Here is a 24,795-nt window from a genome sequence, read left to right on the forward strand (position 1 = left end):
GTCGTGCTGGGCCAGCAGCTCGCGGCCCACACGCAGGGCGTCGTGCTGACCTGCTCCGCGCTGAAGCGCGCCTACCGCGACCAGCTGCGCCAGGCCGCGCCCGGCCTCCGCTTCGTGTTCCTCGACATCGCCCGCGAGTCCGCGCAGCAGCGCGTGTCCGGCCGCGGATCGCATTTCTTCTCGGCCACCCTGGTGGACAGCCAGTTCGCCACGCTGGAATCGCCGGTGGGCGAAGAGGGCGTGCTGCGCGTCGACGCGCTCGCGCCCCTGGACAGCCTCGCCGCGCAGGTGCGTGCCTGGCTGCAAGACAAGGACACTCCATGAATCTTCCCGTGGGGCAAGGGCGCTTCCAGCGCCTGAGCAATTTCATGATGGCCGCCTGCCTCGGCGTGATGGCGCTGGCGGTGTTCGTCAACGTCGTGCTGCGCTACGGCTTCGGCAGCGGCATCGCGGCGAGCGAGGAGCTCTCGCGCCTGCTGTTCGTGTGGATGGTGTTCATCGGCGCCACCGCGGCTTATCCGGCGGGCGAGCACATGGCCTTCACCTCGCTGGTCGCCATGCTGAAGGACCGGCCCGGCGCCCTGGCGGTGATGACGGTGGTGATCCGCCTGCTGGTGATCCTGGCCTGCGTGCTCCTGGGCTGGGGCGCCTGGCAGCAGGTGGTGGTGGGCCTGGACAGCGAGTCCGTCGTGCTGAAGTACCCGACGGCGCTGCTGCCGCTGCCGGCGCTGCTGGCCGCGGTCGCCATCGGCGTGATGGCGTTGATCGAGCTCGTCAAGCGCGAACCGCTGGACCTGGGCCACGAAGTGGAAATGGAGTGATGGCAATGTCCTCCGAAGCCCTCGCTTTCATCGTCTTCATCGTCGGCATGCTGGCCCTGATGGGCATCGGCATGAACATGGCGCTGGCCCTGGTGCTCACCGGCGCCGGCATGGCCTGGGCGCTGAACTTCTGGGACACCCAGCTGCTGGCGCAGAACCTGGTGGCGGGCGTCGACAGCTTCCCGCTGCTGGCGGTGCCCTTCTTCATCCTGGCCGGCGAGCTGATGAACACCGGCGGCATCAGCAAGCGCATCATCGACATGGCGCAGGCGTGGGTCGGCCACATCCACGGCGGCCTGGGCTACGTGGCGATCGGCGCGGCGGTGCTGCTGTCGGCGATGTCCGGATCGGCCCTGGCCGATGCGGCGGCGATGTCGTCGATCCTGCTGCCGATGATGCGCAAGCACGGCTATCCGGTGGCGACGTCCGCGGGCCTGATCGCCGCCGGCAGCGTGATCGGCCCGATCATCCCGCCGTCGATGGCGTTCGTGATCTACGGCGTCACCACCAACACCTCGATTTCCGCGCTGTTCCTCTCGGGCATCGCCCCCGGGCTGATGATGGGCGCGGCGCTGGTGGTGGCCTGGCGGCTCGCGCTGCGCAAGATGGACGTGGTCGGCGAGCCGCCGGTGCCCGTCAAGGAGCGGATGCGCATCACGGGCCGCGCGCTGTGGGCGCTGCTGATGCCGGTGATCATCATCGGCGGCATGAAGTCGGGCGTCTTCACGCCGACCGAGGCGGCGGTGGTGGCGGCCTTCTACGCGCTGGCCGTGTCGCTGTTCGTCTACCGCGAGATGCGCCTGGCGGAGATCGGCCCGGTGCTGGTGCGCGCCGCCAAGACCACCGCCGTCGTGATGTTCCTGTGCGCCGGCGCGCAGGTGGCCAGCTACATGATCACGCTGGCGGACCTGCCGGCGGTGCTCACCGGCTGGCTCGGCCCGCTGGTGGAGAATCCCCGCCTGCTGATGGCGGTGATGATGGTGGTGCTGGTGCTGATCGGCACCGCGCTGGACCTGACGCCCACCATCCTGATCTTCGCCCCGGTGATGCTGCCCATCGCCGTGAAGGCGGGGATCGACCCGGTGTACTTCGGCCTGATGTTCGTGCTGAACGGCTCGATCGGCCTGGTCACGCCGCCGGTGGGCACGGTGCTGAACGTGGTGGCGGGCGTGGGCCGGCTGCCGCTGCTGCAGGTGGTCAAGGGCGTCAATCCCTTCCTCGTCACCTACGTGCTGATCCTGGCCCTGTTCGTCGTCTTCCCGCAGCTGGTCACCGCGCCGGTCGCGTGGATGCGCTGAACCTCGTTTTCCTTTGTTCCTTTCGAAAGAGATGCAAGTGAACTTCTTCCGTCGTACCCTCCTCGTGGCCGCCGCCGGCGCGGCGCTGCTGGCGCCCGTGGCCGGCTACTCCGCCGACATCAAGCCGCGCATCATCCGCTTCGGCTACGGCCTCAACGAGCAGAGCAACCAGGGCCGTGCCGCCAAGTTCTTCGCCGAGCAGGTGGAGAAGGCCTCGCAGGGCAAGATGAAGGTGCGCGCCATCGGCGCCGCCGCCCTCGGCCCGGACACGCAGATGCAGCAGGCGCTGATCGGCGGCGCGCAGGAAATGATGGTGGGCTCCACCGCCACCCTGGTGGGCATCACCAAGGAAATGGCGATCTGGGACACCCCCTTCCTGTTCAACAACGCCCGCGAAGCCGACGCCGTGCTGGACGGCCCGGTCGGCACCAAGGTGATGGACAAGCTGCAGGCCAAGGGCCTGGTCGGCCTGGCCTACTGGGAAAACGGCTTCCGCAACCTGACCAACAGCAAGCGTCCGGTGCAGAAGATGGAAGACCTGGACGGCATCAAGCTGCGCGTGATGCAGAACAACGTGTACCTGGACTCCTTCAAGACCCTGGGCGCCAACGCCGTGCCGCTGCCCTTCTCGGAGCTGTTCAGCGCGCTGGAGACCAAGACGGTCGACGGCCAGGAGAACCCGTACAACACCATCCTGTCCTCCAAGTTCTACGAGGTGCAGAAGTTCCTGACGGTGTCCAACCACGTGTACAGCCCGTGGATCGTGACCGTGTCCAAGAAGTGGTGGGACGGCCTGTCGAAGGACGAACAGAAGATCCTGAGCGACGCCGCCAAGGCCTCGCGCGACTTCGAGCGCCGCGACACCCGCGACGAAGGCGCCAAGGCGCTGTCCGACCTGAAGGCCAAGGGCATGCAGGTCAACGAGCTGCCCGCCTCCGAAGCCGCCCGCATGCGCGAGAAGCTGGCCAAGGTCAACGGCACCATCGCCGCCGAAGTCGGCCAGGACCTGTGGAACGAGACCCAGGGCGAGCTGAAGAAGCTGCGCGGCGCGAAGTAAGCGTCGGCGACGACAAGGGAAACGGGCCTTCGGGCCCGTTTTTCATGGGCCTGGAATAAGCTCACAACGCGATATTCTTTGCACGCCGCTCCCGCCCTTCGCACAATGGCCGCCTTCCTCCCCAGAAAGGACCCCGGCATGACCTTGCGACTCGGCGACACCGCCCCCGACTTCACCCAGGACTCCACCGAAGGCACGATCCACTTCCACGAGTGGGCCGGCAATGCGTGGGTGGTGCTGTTTTCGCATCCTGCCGATTTCACCCCGGTGTGCACCACCGAGCTGGGCAGGACGGCGGCGCTCTCGGGCGAATTCGCCAGGCGCGGCGTGAAGCCGATCGCCGTCAGCGTCGACCCCGTCGAGCAGCACCGCAGCTGGGTGAAGGACATCAACGAGACCCAGGACACCACGGTCGACTTCCCCATCCTCGCGGATGCGGACCGCAAGGTGGCCACGCTGTACGACATGATCCACCCGAACGCGCTGGCCAATGCCACGGTGCGCAGCGTGTTCATCATCGATCCGAAGAAGGTGATCCGCACGACGCTCACCTATCCGGCGTCCACCGGCCGCAACTTCGACGAGATCCTGCGCGTGATCGATTCGCTGCAGCTGACCGACAGCCACAAGGTGGCGACGCCCGCCAACTGGAAGCAGGGCGACGACGTGGTGATCGTGCCCAGCATCACCGACCCCAAGGAGCTGGCCGAGCGCTTCCCCAAGGGGTTCCGCGCGGTGCGTCCCTACCTGCGCCTGACGCCCCAGCCGAACAAGTAAGGCACGCATAACCTGCGTCGGCGGTAGGGATTCGCCACGCGGCCCCGGCCGGGACTAAGCTGCCTCGCGCATCCACTGACGTAGAGGAGCTGACATGAAGCAAGTACTGTTCGCTGCCCTGTGCAGCGCGGTCCTGGCCTGGCCCGCCGCCGTCCTGGCCGACGGTGGCGGGGGCGGTGGTGGCGGAGGAGGTGGGGACTACACCGCCCGCAGCCGCGAGAACAGCGATCCCGACTTTGCCGCCGGCATGCAGGCCGTCGCCCGCAAGGACTGGAAGGAAGTGGTGGCGCGCATGGGCGCCTACACGCAGCGCAAGCCCGAGGACGCCGACGGCTGGAACGAACTGGGGCACGCCCACCGCCAGACCGGCAGCATGCAGCCGGCGCTCGAGGCCTACGACAAGGCCCTCAAGATCAACCCGAAGCATCGCGGCGCCCGCGAGTACCTCGGCGAAGCCTACCTGCAGATGAACGACCTGCCGCGCGCGGAGCAGGAACTGAAGGAGCTCGACCGGCTGTGCTTCTTCAAGTGCAAGGAATTCACCGACCTCAAGCAGAGCATCGATCAGTACAAGCGGTCGCGGACGGCCGGGGCTCCTGCAGCGGCACAGTGAGAAGTAGCCGCCGAGCGGGTCGTTTCAGGGGCGCGCCACCGCCGGCGTGCCCGCGCGCTCGTCGTCGACGGCCTTCTGCACCGCCCTGAAGAAGTTCTCGCGCGCCGCGCTCGCCTCGCGGTCGCGCGCGCCACCTGCCCAGTTCGCATTGGAAGCGACGACGATCCGGCGCTTCGGGTCGATGAAGATGCCCTGGCCGAAGATGCCGATCGCGGAGAAGCTGCCGTCGGCGTAGGTCCACCACTGGTAGCCGTAGCCGCGGCCGGGCCGGCCGATGGCGGCGCGTTCGGTGGTCGCTTCGGCGAGCCAGCCTTCCGGCGCGATGGACTGGCCGTTCACGCGCGCGCCCTCGAGGATGAACTGGCCGAAGCGCGCGAAATCACGCGTGGCGGCCTGGATGCAGCAGCCGCTGATCTCCTGTCCTGTGCGACTGAGGATCCAGGTGCCCTGCTGTTCCATGCCGGCAGGCACCCAGACCTTTTCCGAGAGATAGGTGGCCAGCGGCTTCTTCGTCGCCTGGCTCACGAGGATGCCGACCAGGTTCGTCTCTCCGGTGCTGTAGTTCCAGCGCGTGCCGGGCGGCGCTTCGCGCGGCAGGCGCCGCAGGTAGCTCACGAGCGCGTCCACGCCTTCTTCCGGCTTGTGGTTGTTGAAGCGCGCCACGTCCGACTCCGGATCCGAGTAGTCCTCGTTCCAGCGCACGCCCGAGGTCATGGTGAGCAGCTGGCGGATGCTCACGTCGTCGTACGCCGAGCCTTTCATCTGCGGGATGTAGTCGGTGAGCTTGTCGTCCATGCTGCGGATGTGGCCGTCGCGGATCGCCGCGCCGACCAGCGTGGACGTGATCGACTTCGCCACCGAGAAGCTCGTCCAGCGGCCGTTCGCGTCGAAACCGAGGCCGTAGCGTTCCAGCCGCAGCTTGCCGTCGTGCAGTACGACGACGCCAGCGCTGCGCTGGCCGGCCATGTAGGCGTCCACGTCCACCGGCAGTTTCAGCGGCGGCCCCGGTGGCAGCGGCCGCGGCGTGGTGCCCGCGGGGATGACGCGCGACTTCGCGAGCACCGGCAACCGGTCGAGCGCGCGGAAGGCCGCGTCGCGCTGCGGCTGGCTCCAGAACAGCAGGTCGCGGTTGGTCGGCACCGTCTTCAGCAAGCCGCGCGTTTCCTGGTCGAGGCTGAACCAGCCGGCGGCCCCGGCGGCGACGAGGGCGGCGAACACCCCGAGCGCGATCTTCCTGGCTTTCACTGCGATGGCTCCTGGTGATCGACCATTGAACGATTCAACGCGGATCCGGCCCCTGGAACCTCACCCGGAGGGGCAGTGCGGCCTGCCGGCCCTGTTCGAGCATCCACTTGCGCGCGAACTCCTGCACCGTTTTCTCCGCGTTGCCGCGCTGCGCCTGGAGGTAGGCGGGGTCGGCGCCGCGCTGCGCGAGCTCCGGGCCGAGATGCCGGATCACCGCTTCCCGGTTGGGCGCCGCGGGCGGGGACAGCCAGCTGCTTTCCGTCGTCTGGATCTGCATGTCGGCCGTGTGGAAGGCCACCGGTGCCTGCAGCTGCGGCTCGGGCACCGTCAGCAGGTAGTGGTCACCCTCGCGCACGAGCTGCCATTCGGCTGCGAGCGGAACACGGTAGACGTAGTGGGCGCGCACGCGGATGCGCGAAATGGTCGGGCCCAGCAGGGCGGGGCAGTCCACGAGGGGGCAGGTGTAGCGCGAGCTCCAGCCGAACTCCTCGACCTTCTCGAGCGCGCCGACTTCGAGGAAGCCGCCGGGCGTGCGCAGCAGGACGATGCGCGCGGGATCGAGCACGGCCAGCGCTTCCTCACGGGGACCGCGGGTCCACCACGCGGCGGCCGCGGCCGCGAACACGGCTGCGAGCAGGACCCAGTGGATTGCCTTCCTGATCATGAAACCCGTTGTCTCCCGGCAGCGAACGAACTCGATGCTAGCGGCTTTCGGCTAAGCTGCCGTTCGTCACCGATGACCGCTATCGCTCCCGCACCCTACTGGCTCTACCTGCTCGAATGCGAGGGCGGCGTGTACTACGCCGGTATTGCGATCGACGTGGAGCGGCGCTTCTACCAGCACCTCTTCGGCGTCGGCGCGAAGTTCACGCGGGCCAGGCCACCCTTGCGCGTGATCGCGGCGCGCGAATATCCGAGCAAGTCCGATGCGCTGCGGGCGGAGCTGCGGCTCAAGGCGCGCTCGCGCGGCGAGAAGGTCGGCTTCTTCGCCGAAGCGGCGGGGGCCTGAGGCGATGAAGCTACTGCCGTACGAGCAAGTCGACGGGACGCCGTTCTCGGTGTCGACCGACGAGATCCTCCAGTCACGCGGCAAGCCCTGGAGAGCGCAGCGCAATGGGGTGGGGCTGCACGAGCTGGACTACGGCGACGTGGTGTACCGCTTCCAGGACTGCGGCCGGCTCGAGGAGGTGACCGCGGAGGCGGAGGTGTTGACGCTGGGCAATGTGTCGGTGCCGTTCGCGAGCCTGGCGGCGTTCATCCAGGCGCAGGATCCGGAGGCGTTCGAGCGCGCCGGGTTCCTGGTGAGTCCGGGATTCGGGCTGGCGTTCGATCCGAAGGAGCCGTTCTGGGTGACCGCGCTGGCGCGGCATTGCATTCCGGAGTGGAAGGCTTTGGAGTGAGTGCGTGGTGGGCAAGCAGAGCTTGCCCACCCTACGAAGGGGCAGGAGCCGTCGTCACGGGCGTAGGGTGGGCAAGCTCGCTTGCCCACCATCCTCAAGCCGGATGCGCCTCCATCAACTCGCTCTTGCGCATCTCGAGCTGCTGCCCCAGCTGCATCAGGTTGAGGTTCGCCGCCGACCTCGCCTTCGGGAACATCTTCTCCCGCTCGTCGTTCACGTGGTGCAGGATCGCGTCTTCCAGGTCGAGCATCAGCTTCGCGTTCTGCCGGTCCGCCTGGATCCGCGCGATCAGTTCGCGGGCTTCCTTGTGTTCGCGCCGTGCATCCTGCAGCAGCTGCTGGTCGCCGGTCGCCTTCTGGAAGGCGGGATAGAAGATCTCTTCCTCGATCTGCATGTGCACCAGCAGCGACTGGCAGAGTTCCGCGGCGATCGTCTGCTGGCGGCGGCCGTCGTGGGCGGCCTTGTACTGTTCGAACAGGCGCATCGCCTGGTTGTGGTCTTCGTCCAGCAATAGGGTGGCGTCTTGTTGAGGCATCAGAATTCTCCTGAGTCGTCGATGGACCAAGGTAACGCGCACCGGCCGCGGGCGGCCACCGCGGCCCTCGCCGCTTCGTGTAGTAGCCGGCCTACGGGACCGCAGGCTCAGGAAAACCACGATGGCCCGCCGCGGAGGCTTCGCTTACACCTGAGGCCCCGCAGGAAGGATTGGCATGGACCCGACCAGTGAACGACTCGCGCAGTGCTACACGGGCGTGGTGCACGACGTGATGCGCGCGATGGGCATGCGCGATTTCACCTTGCCGGCCGAACTGCGTCCGCTGTTCCCCGAGCGGCGGCTCGCCGGTCCGGCCTTCACCATCGACGGCCGCGTCGACCCGCGCGCCGATCCGCACGAGACCTTGCTCGCCTGGACCGGCCTGCTGTCGAAAGCGAAGCCAGGACACCTCTGGGTGAGCCAGCCCAACGACCGCGTGGTGGCCCACATGGGCGAGCTCTCCGCCGAGACGCTGAAGAACAAGGGCGTGCTCGGATGCGTGGCCGACGGCTACGTGCGCGACGTCGATTTCCTCATTGCCATGGGCTTCGAGACCTGGTCGCGCGGATGCACGCCGCGCGACATCGTCGGCTACTGGCTGCCGCGCGCGGTCGACGTCGACATCCGCATCGGCGATGTCATCATCGCGCCGGGCGACTACCTGCTCGGCGACCGCGATGGCCTCGTGCGCATCCCGCAGGCGCGCGTGGCGGAGGTGGTGGAGCAGGCCGAGCTCGCGATCGCCGCCGAGAACAAGGTGCGCAGCGCCATCCTGCGGGGCGTCGATCCGCAGCAGGCCTACCTGGAATTCGGGAAGTTCTAAGACACGATGACCGCATCCGAGCAACTCGCCGAACGGATCCTGGAGCAGACCACCGATGCGGTGGTCTACGCCGATACGCAAGGCACGATCACCCGCTGGAACGCTGCGGCGGAAGCCTTGTTCGGCTTCGGCAAGACCGAGGCGATCGGCGCCAACCTCGACCTGATCATCCCCGAGCACCTGCGTGCCGCGCACTGGAAGGGTTTCGACGCGGCGCTCGCCAGCGGCCGCACCCGGCTCGCGGGCCGGCCCACCGTCACGCGGGCCGTGCACCAGAGCGGCCAGCGGCTGTACGTCGAGATGACTTTCGCGCTGGTCAAGGACGACGCCGGCCAAGTGATCGGTTCGGTGGCCGTGGCGCGCGATGCCACCGAACGCATGGAACGCGAACGCGCCGCCCGCGCCGCGCCCCCCGCGGGCTGAGGGATCCGACCGAGGTCCGCCGTCATTGCGAGGGCGCGGCACGCGCGCCGGCGACGTGGCGCAGGCCACCCAGCGCTCGCGTCAGGATCGCCTCGTCCGCGCCTTCCGAATACACCGCATAGGCCGGGTACGGGAATTCGGGCGCGCCCGGCACGCGCCTGAGCTTGCCGGATTCGATATGGGAGCGGACCACGCCGAGGCGGAAGTAGCCCGCGCCGCCCATCGACAGCAGGTATTCCCGCACCAGCGGCCCGAAGTCGGACGACAGAGAAGGGCGCGACCATTCCGGGTACAGCAGGCGGTGCTGCTCGCCGAACTCCGGCCCCCAGTCGACGTAGACGTATTCGTGCGCTTCGGGCGGGGACGCTTCCGCGTCCGTCGTGACGAGCACCAGCTTTTCCTCGATCAGCAATTCCACGCGGGTGCCCGGCCGGTGGTGCGGCGCATACACGATGGCGATGTCCAGCGTGCCGTTCGCGATCTGCTCCAGCAGCTTGCCCGACGAACTGATCTCCGCGCGCACTGCGAGCTCCGGCGCCTCGCGCTTCATCCACTCGAGCCATTGCCGCAGGAGCGGATCCCACAGGCTCGGCTCGCAGCCGAGCACGACCACGCCGTCCCTTCCCGGCGGCAGGGCGATCTGGTGGCGCGCCCGCTCCCAGAGCTGCAGGAGCGAGGAGGCGTACGGAAGGAAGCGCTCGCCGGCGGCCGTGAGCACGGTGCCCGACTTGTGCCGGCGGAACAGCGGCGTGCCGAGTTGGTCCTCGAGGCTTTTCACCCGGGCGCTGACCGCGGTCTGCGTCACGTGCAGGCGCTGCGCCGCGGCGACGAAGCTGCCCTGCGCGACGACCTCCAGGAAGGTTCGCGCCAGCGCGATGTCCATGGCTTGCCTCCAATTTTCTTGCTGGCTGGGTCCAATATAAGTCGCTTTACCGCGGCGGGTCCGAAACCTATATTGATCCGGAACGGTGAAGGAGAAAGCATGAATGCCAGCGACATCATGAGCTCGCCGGTGGTTGTGGTGGGACCGCAGACGCCGGTCGTCGAGATCGCCTCCCTGCTGCGCGAACGGCGCTTCGGCGGCGTGCCGGTCGTGTCGGGGGACGAGATCGTCGGGATCGTGACCGAGAAGGACCTCCTGCACCGGCAGGAACTCGGAACCGAACGACGCAGCCACACGCAGGCCTGGTGGCGCCGCGTCGTCGGATCCACGTCGGAGCCCGACTGGTACGTCAAGTCGCATGGACGCTGCGCCGTGCACGTGATGACCCGCGACGTCATCGTCGTCGAGCCGCGGACATCGCTGCAGGACATCACGGCCGTCTTCGACCGCAAGCGCATCGGCCGCGTGCCCGTCGTGAAGGACCATCGCATGGTCGGCATCGTCGCCTGCGCGGATCTCGTGCGGGCCCTGGCGCAAGGGAGCCGGCAGGAAGCGCCGGACCGCGCGGACACGAGCAACGCGACGATCCGCGCCGCCCTGGCCGCCGAACTGGCCGCACAGGACTGGTGGACCGCCGGCCTCTGCGAGGTGCAGGTCGCGGCGGGCGTGGTCCGTTTCACCGGCTACTTCGAAAACGAATCGCAGCGGCAGGCCTCGCAGGTCGCGGCGGAGAACGTTCCCGGCGTGCAGCACGTGATCGACGATCGCCGGCCGATCGCGGAACTTTCCGTGATGCTCTGATCGCACCTGGTGAAACTGGGCATCGTCTCGGACCTCCACCTGTCGCGCGCCCCCCAGCGGACGCCGGCGAACGACGCCGACGCCTACGTGCTGGCCGGCGACATCGGCCGGCCCGGGCCGGCGATGGCGTGGGCGCGCGCGCTCGGCAAGCCGGTGGTCTACGTTCCCGGCAACCACGAGTTCTACGGTGGATCGCTGCCCGGGGTGCTCGACGAACTGCGCACGCTCGCCGCCGGCACGCAGGTCCGCATCCTGGACAACGCCAGCCTGTGCCTGGGTGGCATCCGTTTCCTGGGCTCCACGCTGTGGTCGGACTACCTGCTGGATGGCGACGGCGAGGGACGCGAGACCGCGGTGCGTGAAGCGCTCGAGAAGATGCACGACTTCCGCCGCATCCACCTGGACGAACGCCGGCAGGCGCTGTTCACCCCCCTGGACGCGGCGGCCCTGTGCCGGCGCAACACCGCGTGGCTCGCCTGGCAGCTGCGGCTGCCTTTCAGCGGCCCCACCGTCGTCGTCACGCACCATGCGCCCAGCGCCCGCAGCGTGGCGCCGCGCTTCCTGGGCTCGTCCCTGAACGCCTGCTTCGCGTCGCATCTCGACCACCTGCTGGGCCGCCCTGCCGTGGCGTGCTGGATCCATGGCCACATGCATCACAGCGTGGATTACGAGCTGCGCGGTACCCGTGTCGTCTGCAATCCGCGCGGCTACGCCCGGGAAGATGGCGACGAGAACCCGTCCTTCGACATCGACCTCTGCATCGAGATCGCCTGAGCTGGGCCCCTATTCGCGCCGGTCCTGGCGGCGTGCCGGTCGCTATAGTTCGCGGAATGCTGCCCGCCGAACGAACCGAAGCGCCTTCACTCGCCGGCTTCTCGCCCGCCAACTTCGCCATCGTCATGGCCACCGGCGTGCTCGGGGTGGATGCGTACCAGCAGCACTACGAGGGCCTGGGCCGCGTCCTGCTGGTGGTCGCTCTCCTCGCGTGGGCCGCCGTCGCGGCGATGAACGTCGGCCGCCTCGCCCGGTACCGCGACCGCATGCTGGAGGACCTGCGCAGCCACCAGCGCGCGCCCGGCTTCCTGACCGCCGTCGCCGGCACCTCGGTGCTGGGCAGCCTGTGGCTGCTGCTCGGCTGGAATGGCGAGGTCGGCGCGTTGCTGGACGCGATCGCTGCACTGCTCTGGGTCGCACTTACCTACGGCATCCTGATCGCGCTGACGGTGCAGCGCGACAAGCCGCTGCTGGCCGCCGGCATCAGCGGCTCGTGGCTGCTCCTGGTGGTCGCCACGCAATCGATCGCCGTGCTGACGGTGCTGCTCGCGGCCACGGCGCAGCAGCCGGTGCGCCTCACGCTGAACTTCGCCGCGCTGGCCATGTGGCTGTGCGGCGGCATGGTCTACGTGTGGCTGATCTCGCTGATCTTCTACCGCTACGCCTTCCTGCGCTTCGAGCCGGGAGACCTGGCGCCCACGTACTGGATCAACATGGGCGCGATGGCGATCTCCGCGCTGGCCGGCGCGCTGCTGGTCGCGCATGCGCCGGGGGCGCCCTTCCTCTCCGGGCTGCTGCCGGTGCTCGCCGGCGGCAGCCTCCTGTACTGGGCGGTCGGCACCTGGTGGATCCCGCTGCTCGCGGGCCTGGCCATCTGGCGTTACCTGCACCACCGCTATCCCTTGCACTACGACGTGGGCTACTGGGGCGCGGTGTTCCCGCTCGGGATGTATTCGGCCGCGACGCACCAGGTCTCCGTGGCGCTCGGCCTGCGCTTCCTGGCGCCGGTGGCGCGCGGCTTCTTCTATGTCGCGGCGGCGGCCTGGCTGCTCACCGCATTCGGCTTGCTGCGGCAGTTGTGGCAGGCGGGAGCTGCCGCGGTGGACGGGTCGCGCTAGTCAACGCCAGCCCGCGGGGCCGCCGCCCGCGCCGCCTTGCCGGCCCATTGCATGAACACGAGCTGGTTGCCGTCGATGTCCGTCAGGCGGAACTGCCAGGCGCCGCAGCAGGTGCGTTGCGGCGAGGAGCCGTCCAGCAATGCCGGCGCCACCCGCCACAGGTGCCGGTGGATGTCGAAGATCGGCGCATCGCCTTCCTCCAGCACGATGCGCGTGCGAGCCGGCCGCGCGTCCCGGCGGCCCCATACCTGCAGCGGGAAGGACGCGCTGCGCAAGGACGCGAACACGCCCACGATGTGCTGGGCCAGCTCGAACTCCAGCGCATGCACGTAGAAGCGGGCGAGCCGCAGCGGGTCCGCCGTCAGCACGACGGGGACGTGCATCGTCGGAAGCGCCGTCCCGGCGAGCGCCACGTCGCATTTCATTGCAGCGACGTCGGCGCGGGGTGGCGCAGCAAGCCGCCGGCGGCAGCGTTGCCGCCATCCTCCAGCAACAGTTCCCAGTGGCAGCGCAGCTTGCCCAGGGCGCAGCGGAACTGGCTGGAAAGCTGCGGATGCGCCGCCAGGAGCGCCATGTTGTCGACGATCCTGTTCATCATGTGGCGGCGCTGCGCGGGGCAGGAGGACTGCGCACAGCCCGTCATCAGGGCCAGTGTGCCGGCCAGCACCGCCTCGACGGCGGGCAGCTCGTATTCCTCGGAGACAGGGTTCGCTTCGAAGGGGGCCATGCAATTCCTTTCTGCGGCGGGATGCCGGAATCGCTGGCGTCGTGACCTCGTGCAGGTCCGTGGCTGGCAGGCCCGTACTCTATCTCAAATGCGAATAGTTCGCATCTGGAGCATCAACTCCCGGGACGGCGCGATCACGCGGCGTCGCTGCCGGACGACCATCGCGGCAGCGTGAAGCCCGTCTTCAAGGCCAGTCCGCGCAGGCCGGTGGCGGTGGCGGCAGCGGCCAGCAGCGCCCATCCCGGATCCACGCCGGCGTAGCGCGCGAGGACCAGCACCCAGCCGCCCGCGAAAGCGCAGATCGCGTAAGGGCGATGGTCGCGCAGGGCGCTGGGAATCTCGTTGCAGACGATGTCGCGCAGCACGCCGCCGAAGGTCGCGGTGATCACGCCCATCAGCACGGCGACGATGCCGGGCAGGTCCTGCTCCAGCGCGAGCTGCGTGCCGCTGGCGCTGAAGAGGCCGAGCCCCAGGGCGTCCGGCCACTGCATCGCGCGTTCGGTGGGCGCGAAGTGCCGCGCGCGCAGGAAGGCCATCGCACCCATGCACAGCGCCAGCAAGGCCCACAGCCACTCCGAATGCGCGACCCAGAAGAAGGGACGGCGATCGAGCAGGATGTCGCGCAGCGTGCCGCCGCCGAACGCGGCGAGTCCCGTGACGATGCAGACGCCGACGGCGTCCAGGCGCTTGCGCGCGGCTTCGAGCATGCCGGACAGGGCAAAGGCGAGCGTCGCGCTGCCCTCGATGACGGTCAGGAGCAGGGACAGCAGGGGAGCGTTGGACATGCGGGGATTGTCGCTGGGGCGATTCACGCCGGCGGCTTCGCCGGCGCCTCGCGCCGTGCCAGTTCCCAGAACGCCCGGCCCGCCGGCGAGAGCCGTGCGGAATCCAGGCAGGCGATGGCGACGCGTCGTGCCACGCGCGGCGTGATCGGTCGAAAGGCGAGGCCGGGGCGCGGTTCCGGGACGGTCAGGGAGGCGAGCACCGAAACGCCATTGCCGTGCGCCACGAACTCCAGGATCGAGACGACCTGGAACAGCTCGTGCGCGACCTTCGGGCGCACGCCCGCGCGATCGAACATGCGCATCACCATGTCCTGCGAGCCGGCCTGGGTGAGGATCAGCGGGTACTCGGCCAGTTCGCGCACGGCCACCGTCTTGCCGCGTGCGAGCGGATGGCCTTCCGGCAGTATCGCCATGAGTTCGTCGGTCGCCAGCGCCACCGTGTCCAGCGACGGCTGGGGCAGGCGGACGACGCCGATCTCGACCCTGCGCTCGACGAGGTCCTGCTCGATGTCGGCGTCCGCGCGTTCGGTGACGTGCACCTCGACGCCCGGATAGCGGCGGCGGAACTTCTCGAGCAGGGGCGGCAAGAGCCGCAGCGAGGTGCTGGGACCGATCGAGCCGATGCGCAGCAGGCCGGTGTGCAGGCCCGCGGAAGCAGCGGCGACCGACTTGACCTGCTGCAAGGAGGCGAACACGTCCCGGGCATGGGCCAGCGCCAGCTCGCCCGCGTGCGTCAGCACCACGCCGGCGGCCATGCGGTCCACGACCTCGCAGCCGAGGCCGTTTTCGAGGGCGCGCAACGCGTGGCTGGTCGCGGAGGCGCTCATGCCGATCTTCGAGCCGGCCGCCGCGATGCTGGAGGCGCCCGGCAAGGCCACGAGCAGTTCGAGCTGCCGCAGCGTGGGAAGGCCCGCGTCCGTAGCCATTGAAATCGGATTCAATTGAACATGAAGATCGTTGAATCCTAAACTTCAGCCCATGAACACGCAAGCACGAGTCCATCGCCTGCAGACCGGGCAGGCACTTCCCGTTTCCCGCCGCAGCGCGGGACCGGTGGTCCTGAGCGAGGGCGAACTGCTGGTGCAGGAGCCCGCAAGCTGGCTGGGCGGCACGGTCGTCGTGCCGCCGGCGGTTCGATTCGTGGCGCCGGCCGTGTTGCCTGCCGTGCTTTCCGGTTCCGCCGTCGCGGTGCGCGAGTCGACGGTGGTGGTGCAGGAGCCCGCGCCGCTCTTCGCGTCCGTCATCTCCTGTGTGCCGTGGGCATGGTGCCGGCCAAGCGACGCCGGCCGCGCCCAGCGCCCGGGCGCACCCGATCGGCCGCGGTCCTACGGCGGGTGACTGGAAGCCTCACACCGAGTTGAACGCCGCCCGCATGCACGCGACGAAGTGGTTCACGTGCGTGTCGCGCGGCGCGAGTTGTGAGCGCAGCATGTAGCTCCTGAACGGGATGTCGGGCTTGAACGGAAGCGCCCGGACCCCGGGGAAATTCATCGTGCGGCTCACGATCGGGTTGACCAGGCTGACGCCCAGGCCTTCGCTCACCATCCGGCAGATCGTCGCGGCGAACGGTGTTTCGAACGCCATGACGCGGCTTCCGTCGGGGAACACGGCGTCGATCGCGCGGCGCGAGGAGTTGCCGCTGGGCAGCGAGATGAAGCGCTCGCCCGCGAGGTCCCGGGGGGCGAGGCGCTTCTTGCCGGCCAGGCGATGATTCGACGGCAACACGCAGACCGCGCTTTCGGCGTGGATCACCGAAGCAACGACGCCCGGCTTGTCCGACACGTTGGAGACGAAACCGATGTCGCAGTGCTGGGTGGCGACCCAGTTGGCGATGACGTGGGACTCGCTCGTGTCCAGGACGATGCGCACCTGCGGGTACTTCTCGCCGAACATCCGCATCGCCAGGGGCAGCACGCTCAGCGAGATCGAGGCGGCCGCCGCCACGCGCAGCGTCCCGACGCCGGCGTCGCGGATGACGCGCGCCGAGTCGCTCAGGCTGTCCAGTCCCACGAACGCGCGCTCCACTTCCCGGAACAGCGCCTCGGCGCCCTTGGTGGCCGCCACGCGGCCGGGAAGCCGGTCGAACAGTTCGAACCCCAGCTCCGCCTCCAGCTTGCCGATGACGCGGCTCACGTTGGGCTGGGAGGTGTGCAGCTGCTTCGCCGCGACCGTCATGGAGCCGGTCAGCATCACGGCGCGGAAGGTCTCGACCTGCTTGAAGTTCATGCCGGCGATGGTACGGTCTCCTGCGGGGGGCCATATCAAAAACGCATCCCGACCGCGAAAACTGTCATTTGACCGGCATGCCGCCGCTGCGGACACTGGGCGCACATTCAACGGATGGTGAAGCATGGAATCGAAGGTCAGCCGCCGGCTCAAGGAGCCGCTCGCGCAGGAGATTTGCGAGCACATCTACGGTCCGCGCCTGGCGCGCGACTTCGACCGGCAGTTCGCCTGGCTCACCGAGGTGAACGAGGCCCACCTGCTGATGCTTCACAAGACCGGGCTCGTGTCGCCTGAGGTGGCCCGCAAGCTGGCCAGCGGCTTGCAGCAGATGGAGGCCGAAGGGCCGGCGGCCGTGGAACTCGACCCGGCGCGCGAGGACCCGTACTTCAACTACGAAGCCAAGCTGATGACGATCACGGGCCGCGACGCCGGCGGCCGCCTGCACATGGCCCGGAGCCGCAACGACATCGCCGCGACGATCGACCGCATGCGCGCGCGCACCATCGTGCTGGACGTCCTGGAGGCGCTGGGCCGCGTGCGCAGGATCGCGCTGGAGCGGGCGAGCACGTTCGCCGGCACCGTGATGCCGGGCTACACGCACCTGCAGCCGGCGCAGCCCATCACCTTCGGCTTCTACCTGAGCGCGCTGGCGGAGACCCTGGGCCGCGACATGGACCGGCTCGAAGCGGCCCTGCCCAGGATCGATGCGCTGCCGCTCGGTGCGGGGGCGCTGGCGGGCACGCGGTTTCCCATCGACAGGCGCGTCACGGCCGACGCCCTGGGGTTCGGCTCGCTGGTGCACAACACGCTGGATGCCGTCGCGTCGCGCGACTTCGCATGGGAAGCGATGTCGGCCATGGCGATCACCGCGTTGACGTGGGGACGGGTGGCACAGGACTTCTACGTGTGGTCCACGCCCGAGTTCGGCCTCCTGTCCTTTCCGGACCGGGTGGCGAGCACCTCGAGCATCATGCCGCAGAAGAAGAACCCCGCCGTGCTGGAGTACCTGCGCGGCAAGAGCGCGCATGTCGTGGGCTTGCTGAACACCTCGCTGGTCACCGTGAAGGGAACGCACTTCACGCACACCGGCGACAGCAGCCGCGAGAGCATGCGCAGCTTCTGGGAATGCTGCGAGGAGACCATGCGCTGCCTGTCGCTGTTCGAGCTGATCGTCGGCAGCGTCGAGCCGAGGCCCTCGCACATGCTGCGTCGCGTCGGGCTGGACTTCTCGGTGGCGACCGACCTCGCCGACGGGCTGGTCGCCGAAGCCGGACTCTCGTTCCGGGATGCGCACCACGTCGTCGGTGGCCTGGTGCGCATGGCGCTCGATGCGGGGCACTCGGCGGGCGAGCTCACCAGCGCCATGCTCGACCTCGCCGCGGCGGACGTGATCGGCCGGACCATCGGATGGCCCGAAGAGACGCTGCGCCAGTACCTGGACCCGATCCAGAGCGTGAACGCGCGCCGCAATGGCGGCCCGGCGCCGTCGGAAGTGATGCTTGCCGTCCAGCGGCAACTCGGACACCTCGAAACGGTGCTCTCCGCGGCCAAGGCCACGCGGCGGCGGCTCGAGGCGTCCCGCCAGCAGATGAAGCGCGAGATCGCCGCCCTGGCGAGCGCGTGAACTTTCACTTCAACCCTTCGCAACCATGAAGCCCATCCTCAAGCTCGTCCTGGCGGCGGCGGTCGCTTGCGTCGCGACCACTGCATCCGCGGCCTATCCCGACAAGCCGATCAAGCTGGTCGTGCCTTTCGCCCCCGGCGGCACGGTGAACCTCATCGGGCGCCTGCTGGCCGAACGGCTGTCGCACAGCCTCGGACAGCAGGTGATCGTCGAGAACAAGGGCGGTGCGGGCGGCACGATCGGCGCCGACTTCGTCGCCAAGTCGGCCCCGGACGGCTACACGCTGCTGCTGGCGTCTTCCAGCCACCAGTCCTTCCATCCGCTGCTGTACAAGAAGCTGCCATACGACCCGAACAAGGACTTCACGCAGGTCGCCCTGTTCGCGGCCGTGCCGAACGTGCTGGTCGTGTCGAACAACGTCCCGGCGAAGAACGTACGGGAGTTCGTCGCCCACGCGAAAGCCAGCCCCAAGAAGCTGTTCATGGGGTCGGCCGGCAACGGCAGCGTGAACCAGCTGGTCGGCGAGCTGTTCCAGCACAAGACGGGCACCGGCTTCGAGCACGTTCCGTTCAAGGGCGCCGGCCCGGCCACCGTCGATCTCCTGGCGGGCCAGATCGACCTGATGTTCGTGAACCTGCCCAACGTGATCGCGCACGTCCAGAGCGGCAAGGTGCGCGCCCTGGCGGTGGCCTCGGCGCGGCGGGTGTCCTCGCTCCCCGACGTCCCCACCATGGCGGAAGCGGGCGTGCCGGACTTCGTCGTGGATTCGTGGGCCGGTGTCCTGGCGCCCGCCGGCACGCCGAAGGCGATCGTCGACAAGCTGTCGATCGAGATCAACAAGCTCGCCAAGGACAAGGCGACGATCGACATGCTGGCCGCGCAAGGCGCGATCCCGCTGCCCGGCACCAGCGTGGAGTACGGAGCCCTGGTCCGCTTCGAGACGGAGCGCTGGAGCGAGGTGATCCGGAAGGCGAACATTTCCCTGGACTGAGCCTGCCGATGCTGGGTGTCCTCGGAGGAATGGGGCCGGCTGCCGGCGCCTGGTTTGCCTACCGGCTCGCGTTGCTGACGGGCGTGACGTCCGACCAGGAGCACCTGCCGGTGCTGCTGGTCAACGATCCGCGGATCCCCGATCGGTCGGAAGCGGCGTTGAGCGGTGGCACCAGTCCCTTGCCCGCCATGCAGGAGCGACTGCGCTTCCTGGAGTCCAGCGGGTGCGAGTGCGCGGTCATTCCCTGCAACACGGCGCACCACTGGTTTTCGGAACTGCAGGCGAGCGTGAAGATCCCGCTGATCCACATCGTCCCGGCTGCGATTGCCGGCCTGCGCGCGAGAGGGATAGGCGCGGGGCCGATCGGGTTGCTGGGAACGCGCGCCACCGTCCGATCCGACCTCTACAGGGGCGAGCTCGCGGCTGCGGGGTTCACCGTCCTTCCGTACACGCAGGACGATGTGGAACGTCTATGCGTCCGGCCGATCCAGGCGGTGAAGCAAAACCGTGTGGCGGAAGCCGCCGCGGCCCTGGCGGAAGCGATCCACACGCTGAAAGGTCGCGGCGCCCATGCGGTCATCCTCGGATGCACGGAACTGCCGGTCGCGTTTGCCGCGCTCGCCGCCGAAGACCTGGACTTGCCCGTGGTGGACTCGATCGACGCGCTGGCAGTGAGCGCGCTCGGGCACTTTGGCCTGGTCGTGAACAGGAGCGCGGCCGCCGGGAGCGGTGAACCGGCGCGATGACCTCAGCGGTTGGAGAGTTGCGCCAGCACGGCGCCCGCCTCCTCATCCTCCACGCAGGGCGTCACGCTCAACTCCAGCAGGTCGGCCCATTGCGCCTGGTATTGGTACAGCGCTTTCGCGTCGTCGGATCGCGCGATCGCGAAGCCGGATCCGCTCAAGCCATGCCAGCGCCCCAGGAGCTCGACTCCTTTCGGCGGGACCGCGCCGGTTTCCAGGAAACGCTCGACTGCAGCGCGGAACACGCTGGGCGGCGTCGTCCAGCTGAGGATGTATTTCATCATGGCCTCCATCTGCAAAAGACAGCGAGCGCCGACAGGCACGTGAGCGGCGCGTCGCTGCAGGATCCTCGCTCACGGGAGGAAGAGCGTACGCCCGCTCGCCTCACCTGCCAAGCCCGTACACGGAGAGATCGTCCCGCGCCAGGGCACGCTCCAGCGCATCGGCCTGGCGCAGGACGCGCTCGCGCGCCGCGCGTGAGCCCAGGGTCGCGAGCAGCCGTTGCGGCACGTCGCCTTCGCATGCACCGAGCGTGATGCACGCCGCGTGCGCCGCATCGGAACCGGCACTGCATTCCTCAGCGAAGCGGCAACGCACGATCTGGATCGCCTCCGGATCCAGCGTTTCGAAGACGTCGCCATCCGGCTGGTCCGTTCGCTCCTCGACGTAGGCGCCCAGGGCGTTTCCGGCCCATAGCAGCGCGGCACCGCCATGTTGACCGAGCGTGCCGGCCAGCCAGCGCGCCTGCGCCTGCATGGAAGCGAACGCGGGCACCGGATCGAGCTGGCGTTGCAGTGCGTCGCGGTCCGGCAGGTCTCGCAGCGACGCGCAGCGGCCGGCCAGGGACTGCCACGCCTGCTCCGCGAGCCGCACGCTTTTCCATTCCATCCACGGCGGGGGCGCAACCGCTGGAGGGAGCCGGCCGGGAGCAAGGACCGAAGCGCAATGGCGCAGGAGGCGATAGGCCTCCGTGCGCACTTCGGGGTCCTGGCTTTGCAGGGCCGTCTCGACCCGCTCCCTCGCTGTCGGCGCGACCGCGGCCGCGGTTGCCGGCGCGCTCCCGCTCCGTGGACTTGGGACCAGCGGAAGCGGCCTCGTGATGGCGGCCGAGGCCGGCGCCGCGAGGCTGGCCTGCTCGCGCGGGGCTTCCCGCCACGCCGCTCGCAGCGCCAGCAGCGCGAGGATCGCCACGATGCCCGCAGCGATCGCAACACGCGGCCGGCGCGAGGAGTGGAAGGTCCGCATCACTGGTTGGTGATGCTGCCCCGGTAGCGGTTCAAGACCTTGCCCACTTCGACCACGTCGTCCTGCGCCACGCCGGCGGCGATCGCCTGCGTCGCGACGATGTTGACGAACAGCGCGAACTGCGCGTCGGTGATGCGCATGCCCCGGTGCACGTTGGACATCGAGCTGCGGCACTGGTGCTGCACCGGGAACGGCGAAGCAGCCGGGTCGACGGCGATGCTGCCGTTCTTCGGCGAGGGGCCACCCAGGTCGTGGTCCAGCAGGCGCGCGAGGCAGGTCACCGTCTGCGACGTGGACTCGGTCAGCGGCACGACACCGCCGGTGAAGAAGACGCCGAGTTCGGACGCCACTAGCGCCGGCACCACGCGCGCATTGATGAAGGCGGCGATGCCATCGGCGCCGCCGAGCCGAGCCGCGACACTGCCCGCTGCGTCGTCGGCGAACGCCGCGCTCGATGTGAAGAAGGCCGACGCGGCGAACAGGGCCAGGCCGGTGCGCGAAGGACGATGGAACGGTGCCATGAAGAGTCTCCAATGCCGAGATCGGAAGCCCGCCGGAGCGGGGCGCTTGCGCCAGACAACCGCGCCGTAGTGATACGCGCGCGGCGGCGGTTTGGACGCAAGCCCCTTCCGATGCGAGGGTGTCCCGGCGAATCTTCGTCCTGTCGAGCGGCGGTGAGCGCCGGTCCCGATTGACGCGCTGGTGGATTCGGCGTCATATCCGCGCACGATCCGGTGCAAAGGAGCAAGGCATGCCTACGAAGAGACAACTGCTTGTCGCTTTGGCCGCGACAGTTCTCGCACCCCTTGCCGCCGTCGCGCAGTCGGACTATCCGAACCGTCCGATCAAGCTGGTGGTCGGCTTCGCACCGGGCGGCTCCACCGACATCGTGGCGCGCATCGTCGCGAAGCAGCTGGGCGAGCGGCTGGGTCAATCCGTCGTCGTCGACAACCGCGCGGGCGCCGGCGGCACGATCGGCGCCGACGCCGTGGCGAAAGCGCCGCCCGACGGCTACACGCTCACGCTGGCCACCACGAGCACGCACGCGATTTCCGCCGGCGCGTACAGCAAGCTGCCCTTCGTGCCGACGCGCGACTTCACGCCGATCTCGCTGGTCGCCATCACGCCTTACCTGCTGGTCGTGAATCCCCAGGTGCCCGCGCGCACGCTGCCCGAATTCGTGAGTCACTTCAAGGCGAGCGAAGGCAAGTTGAACTACGCGTCGGCCGGCAACGGCACGGCCACGCACCTCGCAATGGAAATGCTCAAGGACGCCGCGAAACTCGACATCAAGCACATCCCCTACAAGGGCAACGCGCCGGCCGACCTGGCACTCCTGTCGGGTGAAGTGCAGGCCGTGTTCGGCTCCATGCCCGCGCTGCTGCAGAACGCCAAGGCCGGCAAGGTGCGCCCGATCGCCGTGGGCACGACGAGCCGCTCGCCCGCGCTGCCCGACGTGCCGACGGTGGCCGAACAAGGCTATCCCGGGTTCAATGCGGCGCTCTGGCTCGGCATCATGGGCCCGGCCAACATGCCGAAGCCGGTGGTCGATCGCCTGCACAAGGAACTGGTGGCGATCGTCGCGACCGACGAATTCAAGAAGGCCATGGATGCCAACGGAGCGGAGCCGGTGAGCAGTCCCAGCTCCGAGGACTTCGCCCGCATGCTGAGCGGCGAGGTGGAGCGCTATACCCAGCTCGTGCAGGGGCTGGGGATCAAGCTGGATTGAGAAGACCTCGTGCCGTGCGTGTTGGCGAGTTCACGGGCGCCAGCGACGCCGCACCCCTCACTCCGCGTGCAGATTGAGTTTCCGCACCAGCGCCGTGAAGCGCTGGAGGTCTTTCGCGATCACGTCCGCGAATTCGGCGGGCGTGCTGCTGCGGGGCGTCGCACCCTGAGCGATCATGGTCTCGCGAACCTCCTTGGAGCCGACCACCTCGCGGATGTCGGCCGCGATTTTGTCGACGATGGCCTGCGGTGTGCCGGCGGGCGCGAGCACGCCGAGCCACGATCCCATCTCGGCGTTATTCAGTCCTTCCTCGGCGAGGGTGGGCACGTTGGGCAGCGCCGGCGAGCGCACGCTGCTGGCCACCGCCAGTGGTCGGAACTTGCCGGACTGGATGAAGCCGGTGGAACCGAATATGGTGGTGAATTGCATGTTCACGTGGCCGGCGATCACGTCCGTGTTCGCCAGGCCCCCGCCCTTGTAGGGCACGTGCAGGAACTTCGTGCCCGATGCGGCCTGGAAGATCTCGGCTGCCAGGTGCGTTGAATTGCCCGTGCCCGAGCTCGCGTAGTTGTGCCTGCCGGGTTCCGCCTTGGCCAGGGCGACCAGGTCCTTCACGTTGGTCGCCTTGAAGCCCGGATACGTGACCAGCACGATCGGCAGGTCGGCCACCAGTGAGACCGGCGCGAAGGCTTTCTCGGCGTTGTAGGGCAGCTGGCCGTATAGCGGCGGGTTGATCGCCTGTGTGCCGACGTTTCCCATCAGTAGCGTGTAGCCGTCGGGCTTCGCGCGGGCCACGAGGTCGGCGCCGACGATGCCGCCGGCGCCCCCGCGGTTGTCGATCACGACGGACTGCCCCCACTTCGCCGACAGGTGCTGGGCGAGCAGGCGCGCGCCGGTGTCGGTGCCGCCGCCGGGAGGGAAGGGCACGACCAGCGTGACGGGGCGTGAAGGGAAGGCGCCGGGCTGTTGCGCGAGGGCGGCCACGGGGACGCAGGCGGCCGCCAGTGCCAGGGAAAGCAGGATCTTGTTCATGGCATCTCTCCGATCGATCAGGCGCCGACGCGCCACCGCGCAGCCTCTTCCGAGAGGCTGAACCCCAGGCCCGGACGCTGTGGCAGCAGCATGTGGCCGCCCTTGATTTCCAGCCGTTCGTTGAAGGCGGGCTCCAGCCATTCGATGTGTTCCACCCAGGCTTCGTGCGGGTAGGCACAGCCCATGTGGATGTGGATCTCCATCACGAAGTGCGGCGCCAGCTTCAGGCGATTCAAGTCCGCGCTGTTGGCGATCTTCAGGAAGGGCGTGATGCCGCCCACGCGCGGCACGTCGGGCTGCAGGAATGTCACCGACTGGTGCTTGATCAGCTCCTGGCACTCGGCCACGCTGCTCAACATCTCCCCGGTTGCGATCGGCGTGTCGAGCTTCGCCGTGAGCTGCGCGTGGCCGCGATAGTCGTAGGCGTTGACCGGCTCCTCGAGCCACACCAGGTTGAACGGGTCCAGCATCCGGCCGGCGCGCAGCGCGGTGCTGAGGTCCCACTGCTGGTTGGCGTCCACCATCATCGGCACGTCGTCGCCCACATGCTTGCGCACGGCGGCGACCCGCTCGATGTCCTTCTTCAGGTCCGGCTGGCCGACCTTCAGCTTGATGCCGCCGAGCCCGCGCTCCAGCGATCGATCGACGTTGGCCAGCACCTCGGACGTGGAGGCCGACAGGTAGCCGCCCGAGGTGTTGTAGCAAGGCACGCTTTCGCGGTAGGCGCCAAGCAGCTTGCCGATGGAGACGTTGGCCGACCTGGCCTTCATGTCCCACAGCGCCACGTCGAAGGCCGCGATGCTTTGCACGGCCACGCCGGTGCGCGAGACGGAGGCGCCGAGCCACGCCAGCTTCTCCCAGAGGCGGCCGATGTCGCTGGGGTCCTCGCCCACCAGCGCGCCGGCGAGATCCTTCGCGTGCGCCAGCAGGGCGGAGCCGCCGGCGCGCAGCGAGTAGCTGAATCCGAATCCGCGGGCGCCGTTCACCGTTTCGATGGTGGCGGTGAGCATGTCCACGTGCGCCAGCGGCTTCTGGCGGCCGGTGAGCACCTTGGCGTCGCTCACGGCCTTGCGCAGCGGTACCTGGTAGAGGGCGACCTCGACGGTCTTGATGGGGTCCATGGGA

At 68.8% G+C, this 24,795-nt stretch carries 32 protein-coding genes; 18 read left to right on the forward strand and 14 right to left on the reverse strand.

Annotation, left to right across the window (positions count from 1 at the left end; genetic code table 11):
• The 6 genes from VF522_RS22755 to VF522_RS22780 all read left to right on the forward strand — a co-directional run.
• On the forward strand, positions 1–324 hold a 324-nt coding region (locus VF522_RS22755), incomplete at its 5' end, for a gluconokinase (protein WP_414709575.1).
• Positions 321–821 (forward strand): TRAP transporter small permease, encoded by a 501-nt coding sequence (locus VF522_RS22760; protein WP_330910618.1) that lies wholly within the window; start codon positions 321–323, stop codon positions 819–821. The genes VF522_RS22755 and VF522_RS22760, both read left to right, overlap by 4 nt.
• Positions 822–826: 5 nt before the next feature.
• Positions 827–2,119 (forward strand): TRAP transporter large permease subunit, encoded by a 1,293-nt coding sequence (locus VF522_RS22765; protein WP_330910619.1) that lies wholly within the window; start codon positions 827–829, stop codon positions 2,117–2,119.
• A gap of 37 nt (positions 2,120–2,156) precedes the next feature.
• Positions 2,157–3,176, forward strand: a complete 1,020-nt coding sequence (locus VF522_RS22770; protein WP_330910620.1) for a TRAP transporter substrate-binding protein — start codon at positions 2,157–2,159, stop codon at positions 3,174–3,176.
• A 138-nt stretch (positions 3,177–3,314) separates the two neighbouring features.
• Positions 3,315–3,953 carry a peroxiredoxin gene (locus VF522_RS22775; RefSeq protein ID WP_330910621.1) on the forward strand — a complete coding sequence of 213 codons (639 nt, stop codon included), beginning with the start codon at positions 3,315–3,317 and terminating at the stop codon, positions 3,951–3,953.
• 94 nt (positions 3,954–4,047) lie between these two features.
• Entirely contained in the window at positions 4,048–4,566 is a 519-nt protein-coding gene (locus VF522_RS22780; protein ID WP_330910622.1) for a tetratricopeptide repeat protein, read from the forward strand.
• Between the two features lie 24 nt (positions 4,567–4,590).
• Here VF522_RS22780 and VF522_RS22785 read toward each other — a convergent pair whose 3' ends face one another.
• Together VF522_RS22785 and VF522_RS22790 are read right to left on the reverse strand one after the other, a co-directional pair.
• Entirely contained in the window at positions 4,591–5,811 is a 1,221-nt protein-coding gene (locus VF522_RS22785; protein ID WP_330910623.1) for a serine hydrolase, read from the reverse strand.
• Between the two features lie 34 nt (positions 5,812–5,845).
• Entirely contained in the window at positions 5,846–6,475 is a 630-nt protein-coding gene (locus VF522_RS22790) for a hypothetical protein (protein WP_330910624.1), read from the reverse strand.
• 72 nt (positions 6,476–6,547) lie between these two features.
• Here VF522_RS22790 and VF522_RS22795 point away from each other — a divergent pair, with 72 nt between their 5' ends.
• Positions 6,548–6,820: a GIY-YIG nuclease family protein gene (locus VF522_RS22795; protein WP_330910625.1), complete on the forward strand. Its 273-nt coding sequence runs from the start codon at positions 6,548–6,550 to the stop codon at positions 6,818–6,820.
• 4 nt (positions 6,821–6,824) lie between these two features.
• Positions 6,825–7,211: a hypothetical protein gene (locus tag VF522_RS22800; protein ID WP_330910626.1), complete on the forward strand. Its 387-nt coding sequence runs from the start codon at positions 6,825–6,827 to the stop codon at positions 7,209–7,211.
• 94 nt (positions 7,212–7,305) lie between these two features.
• On the opposite strand, the gene VF522_RS22805 is transcribed toward VF522_RS22800, so the two are convergent.
• Positions 7,306–7,746: a hemerythrin domain-containing protein gene (locus VF522_RS22805; protein ID WP_330910627.1), complete on the reverse strand. Its 441-nt coding sequence runs from the start codon at positions 7,744–7,746 to the stop codon at positions 7,306–7,308.
• Between the two features lie 175 nt (positions 7,747–7,921).
• Here VF522_RS22805 and VF522_RS22810 point away from each other — a divergent pair, with 175 nt between their 5' ends.
• Together VF522_RS22810 and VF522_RS22815 are read left to right on the forward strand one after the other, a co-directional pair.
• A complete protein-coding gene (locus VF522_RS22810) occupies positions 7,922–8,569 on the forward strand; it encodes an RraA family protein (protein WP_330910628.1) in 648 nt (215 codons plus the stop codon).
• A 6-nt stretch (positions 8,570–8,575) separates the two neighbouring features.
• Positions 8,576–8,992, forward strand: coding sequence for a PAS domain S-box protein (locus tag VF522_RS22815; RefSeq protein ID WP_330910629.1), 417 nt, complete (start codon positions 8,576–8,578; stop codon positions 8,990–8,992).
• 22 nt (positions 8,993–9,014) lie between these two features.
• Here the strand turns inward: VF522_RS22815 and VF522_RS22820 are convergent, their stop codons facing one another.
• Positions 9,015–9,875 carry a LysR family transcriptional regulator gene (locus VF522_RS22820; RefSeq protein WP_330910630.1) on the reverse strand — a complete coding sequence of 287 codons (861 nt, stop codon included), beginning with the start codon at positions 9,873–9,875 and terminating at the stop codon, positions 9,015–9,017.
• A gap of 99 nt (positions 9,876–9,974) precedes the next feature.
• Here VF522_RS22820 and VF522_RS22825 point away from each other — a divergent pair, with 99 nt between their 5' ends.
• The 3 genes from VF522_RS22825 to VF522_RS22835 are packed head-to-tail and all read left to right on the forward strand — an operon-like array spanning position 9,975 to position 12,568.
• Positions 9,975–10,676 (forward strand): CBS domain-containing protein, encoded by a 702-nt coding sequence (locus VF522_RS22825; protein ID WP_330910631.1) that lies wholly within the window; start codon positions 9,975–9,977, stop codon positions 10,674–10,676.
• Positions 10,677–10,685: 9 nt separating this feature from the next.
• Entirely contained in the window at positions 10,686–11,450 is a 765-nt protein-coding gene (locus tag VF522_RS22830; RefSeq protein WP_330910632.1) for a metallophosphoesterase, read from the forward strand.
• A gap of 56 nt (positions 11,451–11,506) precedes the next feature.
• Complete coding sequence (locus VF522_RS22835) at positions 11,507–12,568, forward strand: tellurite resistance/C4-dicarboxylate transporter family protein (RefSeq protein ID WP_330910633.1); 1,062 nt, start codon at positions 11,507–11,509, stop codon at positions 12,566–12,568.
• Here the strand turns inward: VF522_RS22835 and VF522_RS22840 are convergent.
• From VF522_RS22840 to VF522_RS22855, 4 genes are all read right to left on the reverse strand, one after another.
• On the reverse strand, positions 12,565–12,951 hold the full coding sequence (locus tag VF522_RS22840; RefSeq protein ID WP_330910634.1) for a hypothetical protein: 387 nt from the start codon (positions 12,949–12,951) through the stop codon (positions 12,565–12,567). The two genes, VF522_RS22835 and VF522_RS22840, sit on opposite strands and share 4 nt — an antisense overlap.
• 38 nt (positions 12,952–12,989) lie before the next feature.
• Complete coding sequence (locus VF522_RS22845; RefSeq protein WP_330910635.1) at positions 12,990–13,295, reverse strand: hypothetical protein; 306 nt, start codon at positions 13,293–13,295, stop codon at positions 12,990–12,992.
• 134 nt (positions 13,296–13,429) lie between these two features.
• Complete coding sequence (locus VF522_RS22850) at positions 13,430–14,080, reverse strand: trimeric intracellular cation channel family protein (RefSeq protein WP_330910636.1); 651 nt, start codon at positions 14,078–14,080, stop codon at positions 13,430–13,432.
• 23 nt (positions 14,081–14,103) lie between these two features.
• Positions 14,104–15,006, reverse strand: coding sequence for a LysR family transcriptional regulator (locus VF522_RS22855; RefSeq protein WP_330910637.1), 903 nt, complete (start codon positions 15,004–15,006; stop codon positions 14,104–14,106).
• A gap of 52 nt (positions 15,007–15,058) precedes the next feature.
• Here VF522_RS22855 and VF522_RS22860 point away from each other — a divergent pair, with 52 nt between their 5' ends.
• Positions 15,059–15,418, forward strand: a complete 360-nt coding sequence (locus VF522_RS22860) for a hypothetical protein (RefSeq protein WP_330910638.1) — start codon at positions 15,059–15,061, stop codon at positions 15,416–15,418.
• A gap of 9 nt (positions 15,419–15,427) precedes the next feature.
• Here VF522_RS22860 and VF522_RS22865 read toward each other — a convergent pair whose 3' ends face one another.
• Positions 15,428–16,306: a LysR substrate-binding domain-containing protein gene (locus tag VF522_RS22865; protein WP_330910639.1), complete on the reverse strand. Its 879-nt coding sequence runs from the start codon at positions 16,304–16,306 to the stop codon at positions 15,428–15,430.
• Positions 16,307–16,430: 124 nt separating this feature from the next.
• Here VF522_RS22865 and argH point away from each other — a divergent pair, with 124 nt between their 5' ends.
• From argH to VF522_RS22880, 3 genes are read left to right on the forward strand one after another with little or no spacing between them, the layout of a single operon-like run.
• Positions 16,431–17,930 carry an argininosuccinate lyase gene (argH, locus tag VF522_RS22870; protein ID WP_330910640.1) on the forward strand — a complete coding sequence of 500 codons (1,500 nt, stop codon included), beginning with the start codon at positions 16,431–16,433 and terminating at the stop codon, positions 17,928–17,930.
• Between the two features lie 25 nt (positions 17,931–17,955).
• Positions 17,956–18,921: a tripartite tricarboxylate transporter substrate binding protein gene (locus VF522_RS22875; RefSeq protein ID WP_330910641.1), complete on the forward strand. Its 966-nt coding sequence runs from the start codon at positions 17,956–17,958 to the stop codon at positions 18,919–18,921.
• Between the two features lie 8 nt (positions 18,922–18,929).
• Positions 18,930–19,667 (forward strand): aspartate/glutamate racemase family protein, encoded by a 738-nt coding sequence (locus VF522_RS22880; protein WP_330910642.1) that lies wholly within the window; start codon positions 18,930–18,932, stop codon positions 19,665–19,667.
• Between the two features lie 2 nt (positions 19,668–19,669).
• On the opposite strand, the gene VF522_RS22885 is transcribed toward VF522_RS22880, so the two are convergent.
• The 3 genes from VF522_RS22885 to VF522_RS22895 all read right to left on the reverse strand — a co-directional run bounded on the left by VF522_RS22885 (position 19,670) and on the right by VF522_RS22895 (position 21,430).
• The gene (locus VF522_RS22885; RefSeq protein WP_330910643.1) at positions 19,670–19,945 is read right to left on the reverse strand and encodes a DUF3303 domain-containing protein; all 276 of its coding nucleotides are present in this window, start codon (positions 19,943–19,945) and stop codon (positions 19,670–19,672) included.
• A gap of 103 nt (positions 19,946–20,048) precedes the next feature.
• On the reverse strand, positions 20,049–20,909 hold the full coding sequence (locus VF522_RS22890) for a hypothetical protein (protein WP_330910644.1): 861 nt from the start codon (positions 20,907–20,909) through the stop codon (positions 20,049–20,051).
• Positions 20,909–21,430 carry a hypothetical protein gene (locus VF522_RS22895; RefSeq protein WP_330910645.1) on the reverse strand — a complete coding sequence of 174 codons (522 nt, stop codon included), beginning with the start codon at positions 21,428–21,430 and terminating at the stop codon, positions 20,909–20,911. The genes VF522_RS22890 and VF522_RS22895 overlap by 1 nt, the downstream gene beginning before the upstream one ends.
• A 230-nt stretch (positions 21,431–21,660) precedes the next feature.
• Here VF522_RS22895 and VF522_RS22900 point away from each other — a divergent pair, with 230 nt between their 5' ends.
• Positions 21,661–22,638 carry a tripartite tricarboxylate transporter substrate binding protein gene (locus tag VF522_RS22900; protein WP_330910646.1) on the forward strand — a complete coding sequence of 326 codons (978 nt, stop codon included), beginning with the start codon at positions 21,661–21,663 and terminating at the stop codon, positions 22,636–22,638.
• 57 nt (positions 22,639–22,695) lie between these two features.
• Here VF522_RS22900 and VF522_RS22905 read toward each other — a convergent pair whose 3' ends face one another.
• Together VF522_RS22905 and VF522_RS22910 are read right to left on the reverse strand one after the other, a co-directional pair.
• Positions 22,696–23,670, reverse strand: coding sequence for a tripartite tricarboxylate transporter substrate binding protein (locus VF522_RS22905; RefSeq protein WP_330910647.1), 975 nt, complete (start codon positions 23,668–23,670; stop codon positions 22,696–22,698).
• A 17-nt stretch (positions 23,671–23,687) separates the two neighbouring features.
• On the reverse strand, positions 23,688–24,791 hold the full coding sequence (locus tag VF522_RS22910) for an L-talarate/galactarate dehydratase (protein ID WP_330910648.1): 1,104 nt from the start codon (positions 24,789–24,791) through the stop codon (positions 23,688–23,690).
• Between the last annotated feature and the right edge of the window lie 4 nt (positions 24,792–24,795).

Origin of the sequence: Ramlibacter sp. (assembly GCF_036383835.1) — a bacterium.
In the GTDB taxonomy this organism is placed as follows: domain Bacteria; phylum Pseudomonadota; class Gammaproteobacteria; order Burkholderiales; family Burkholderiaceae_C; genus Ramlibacter.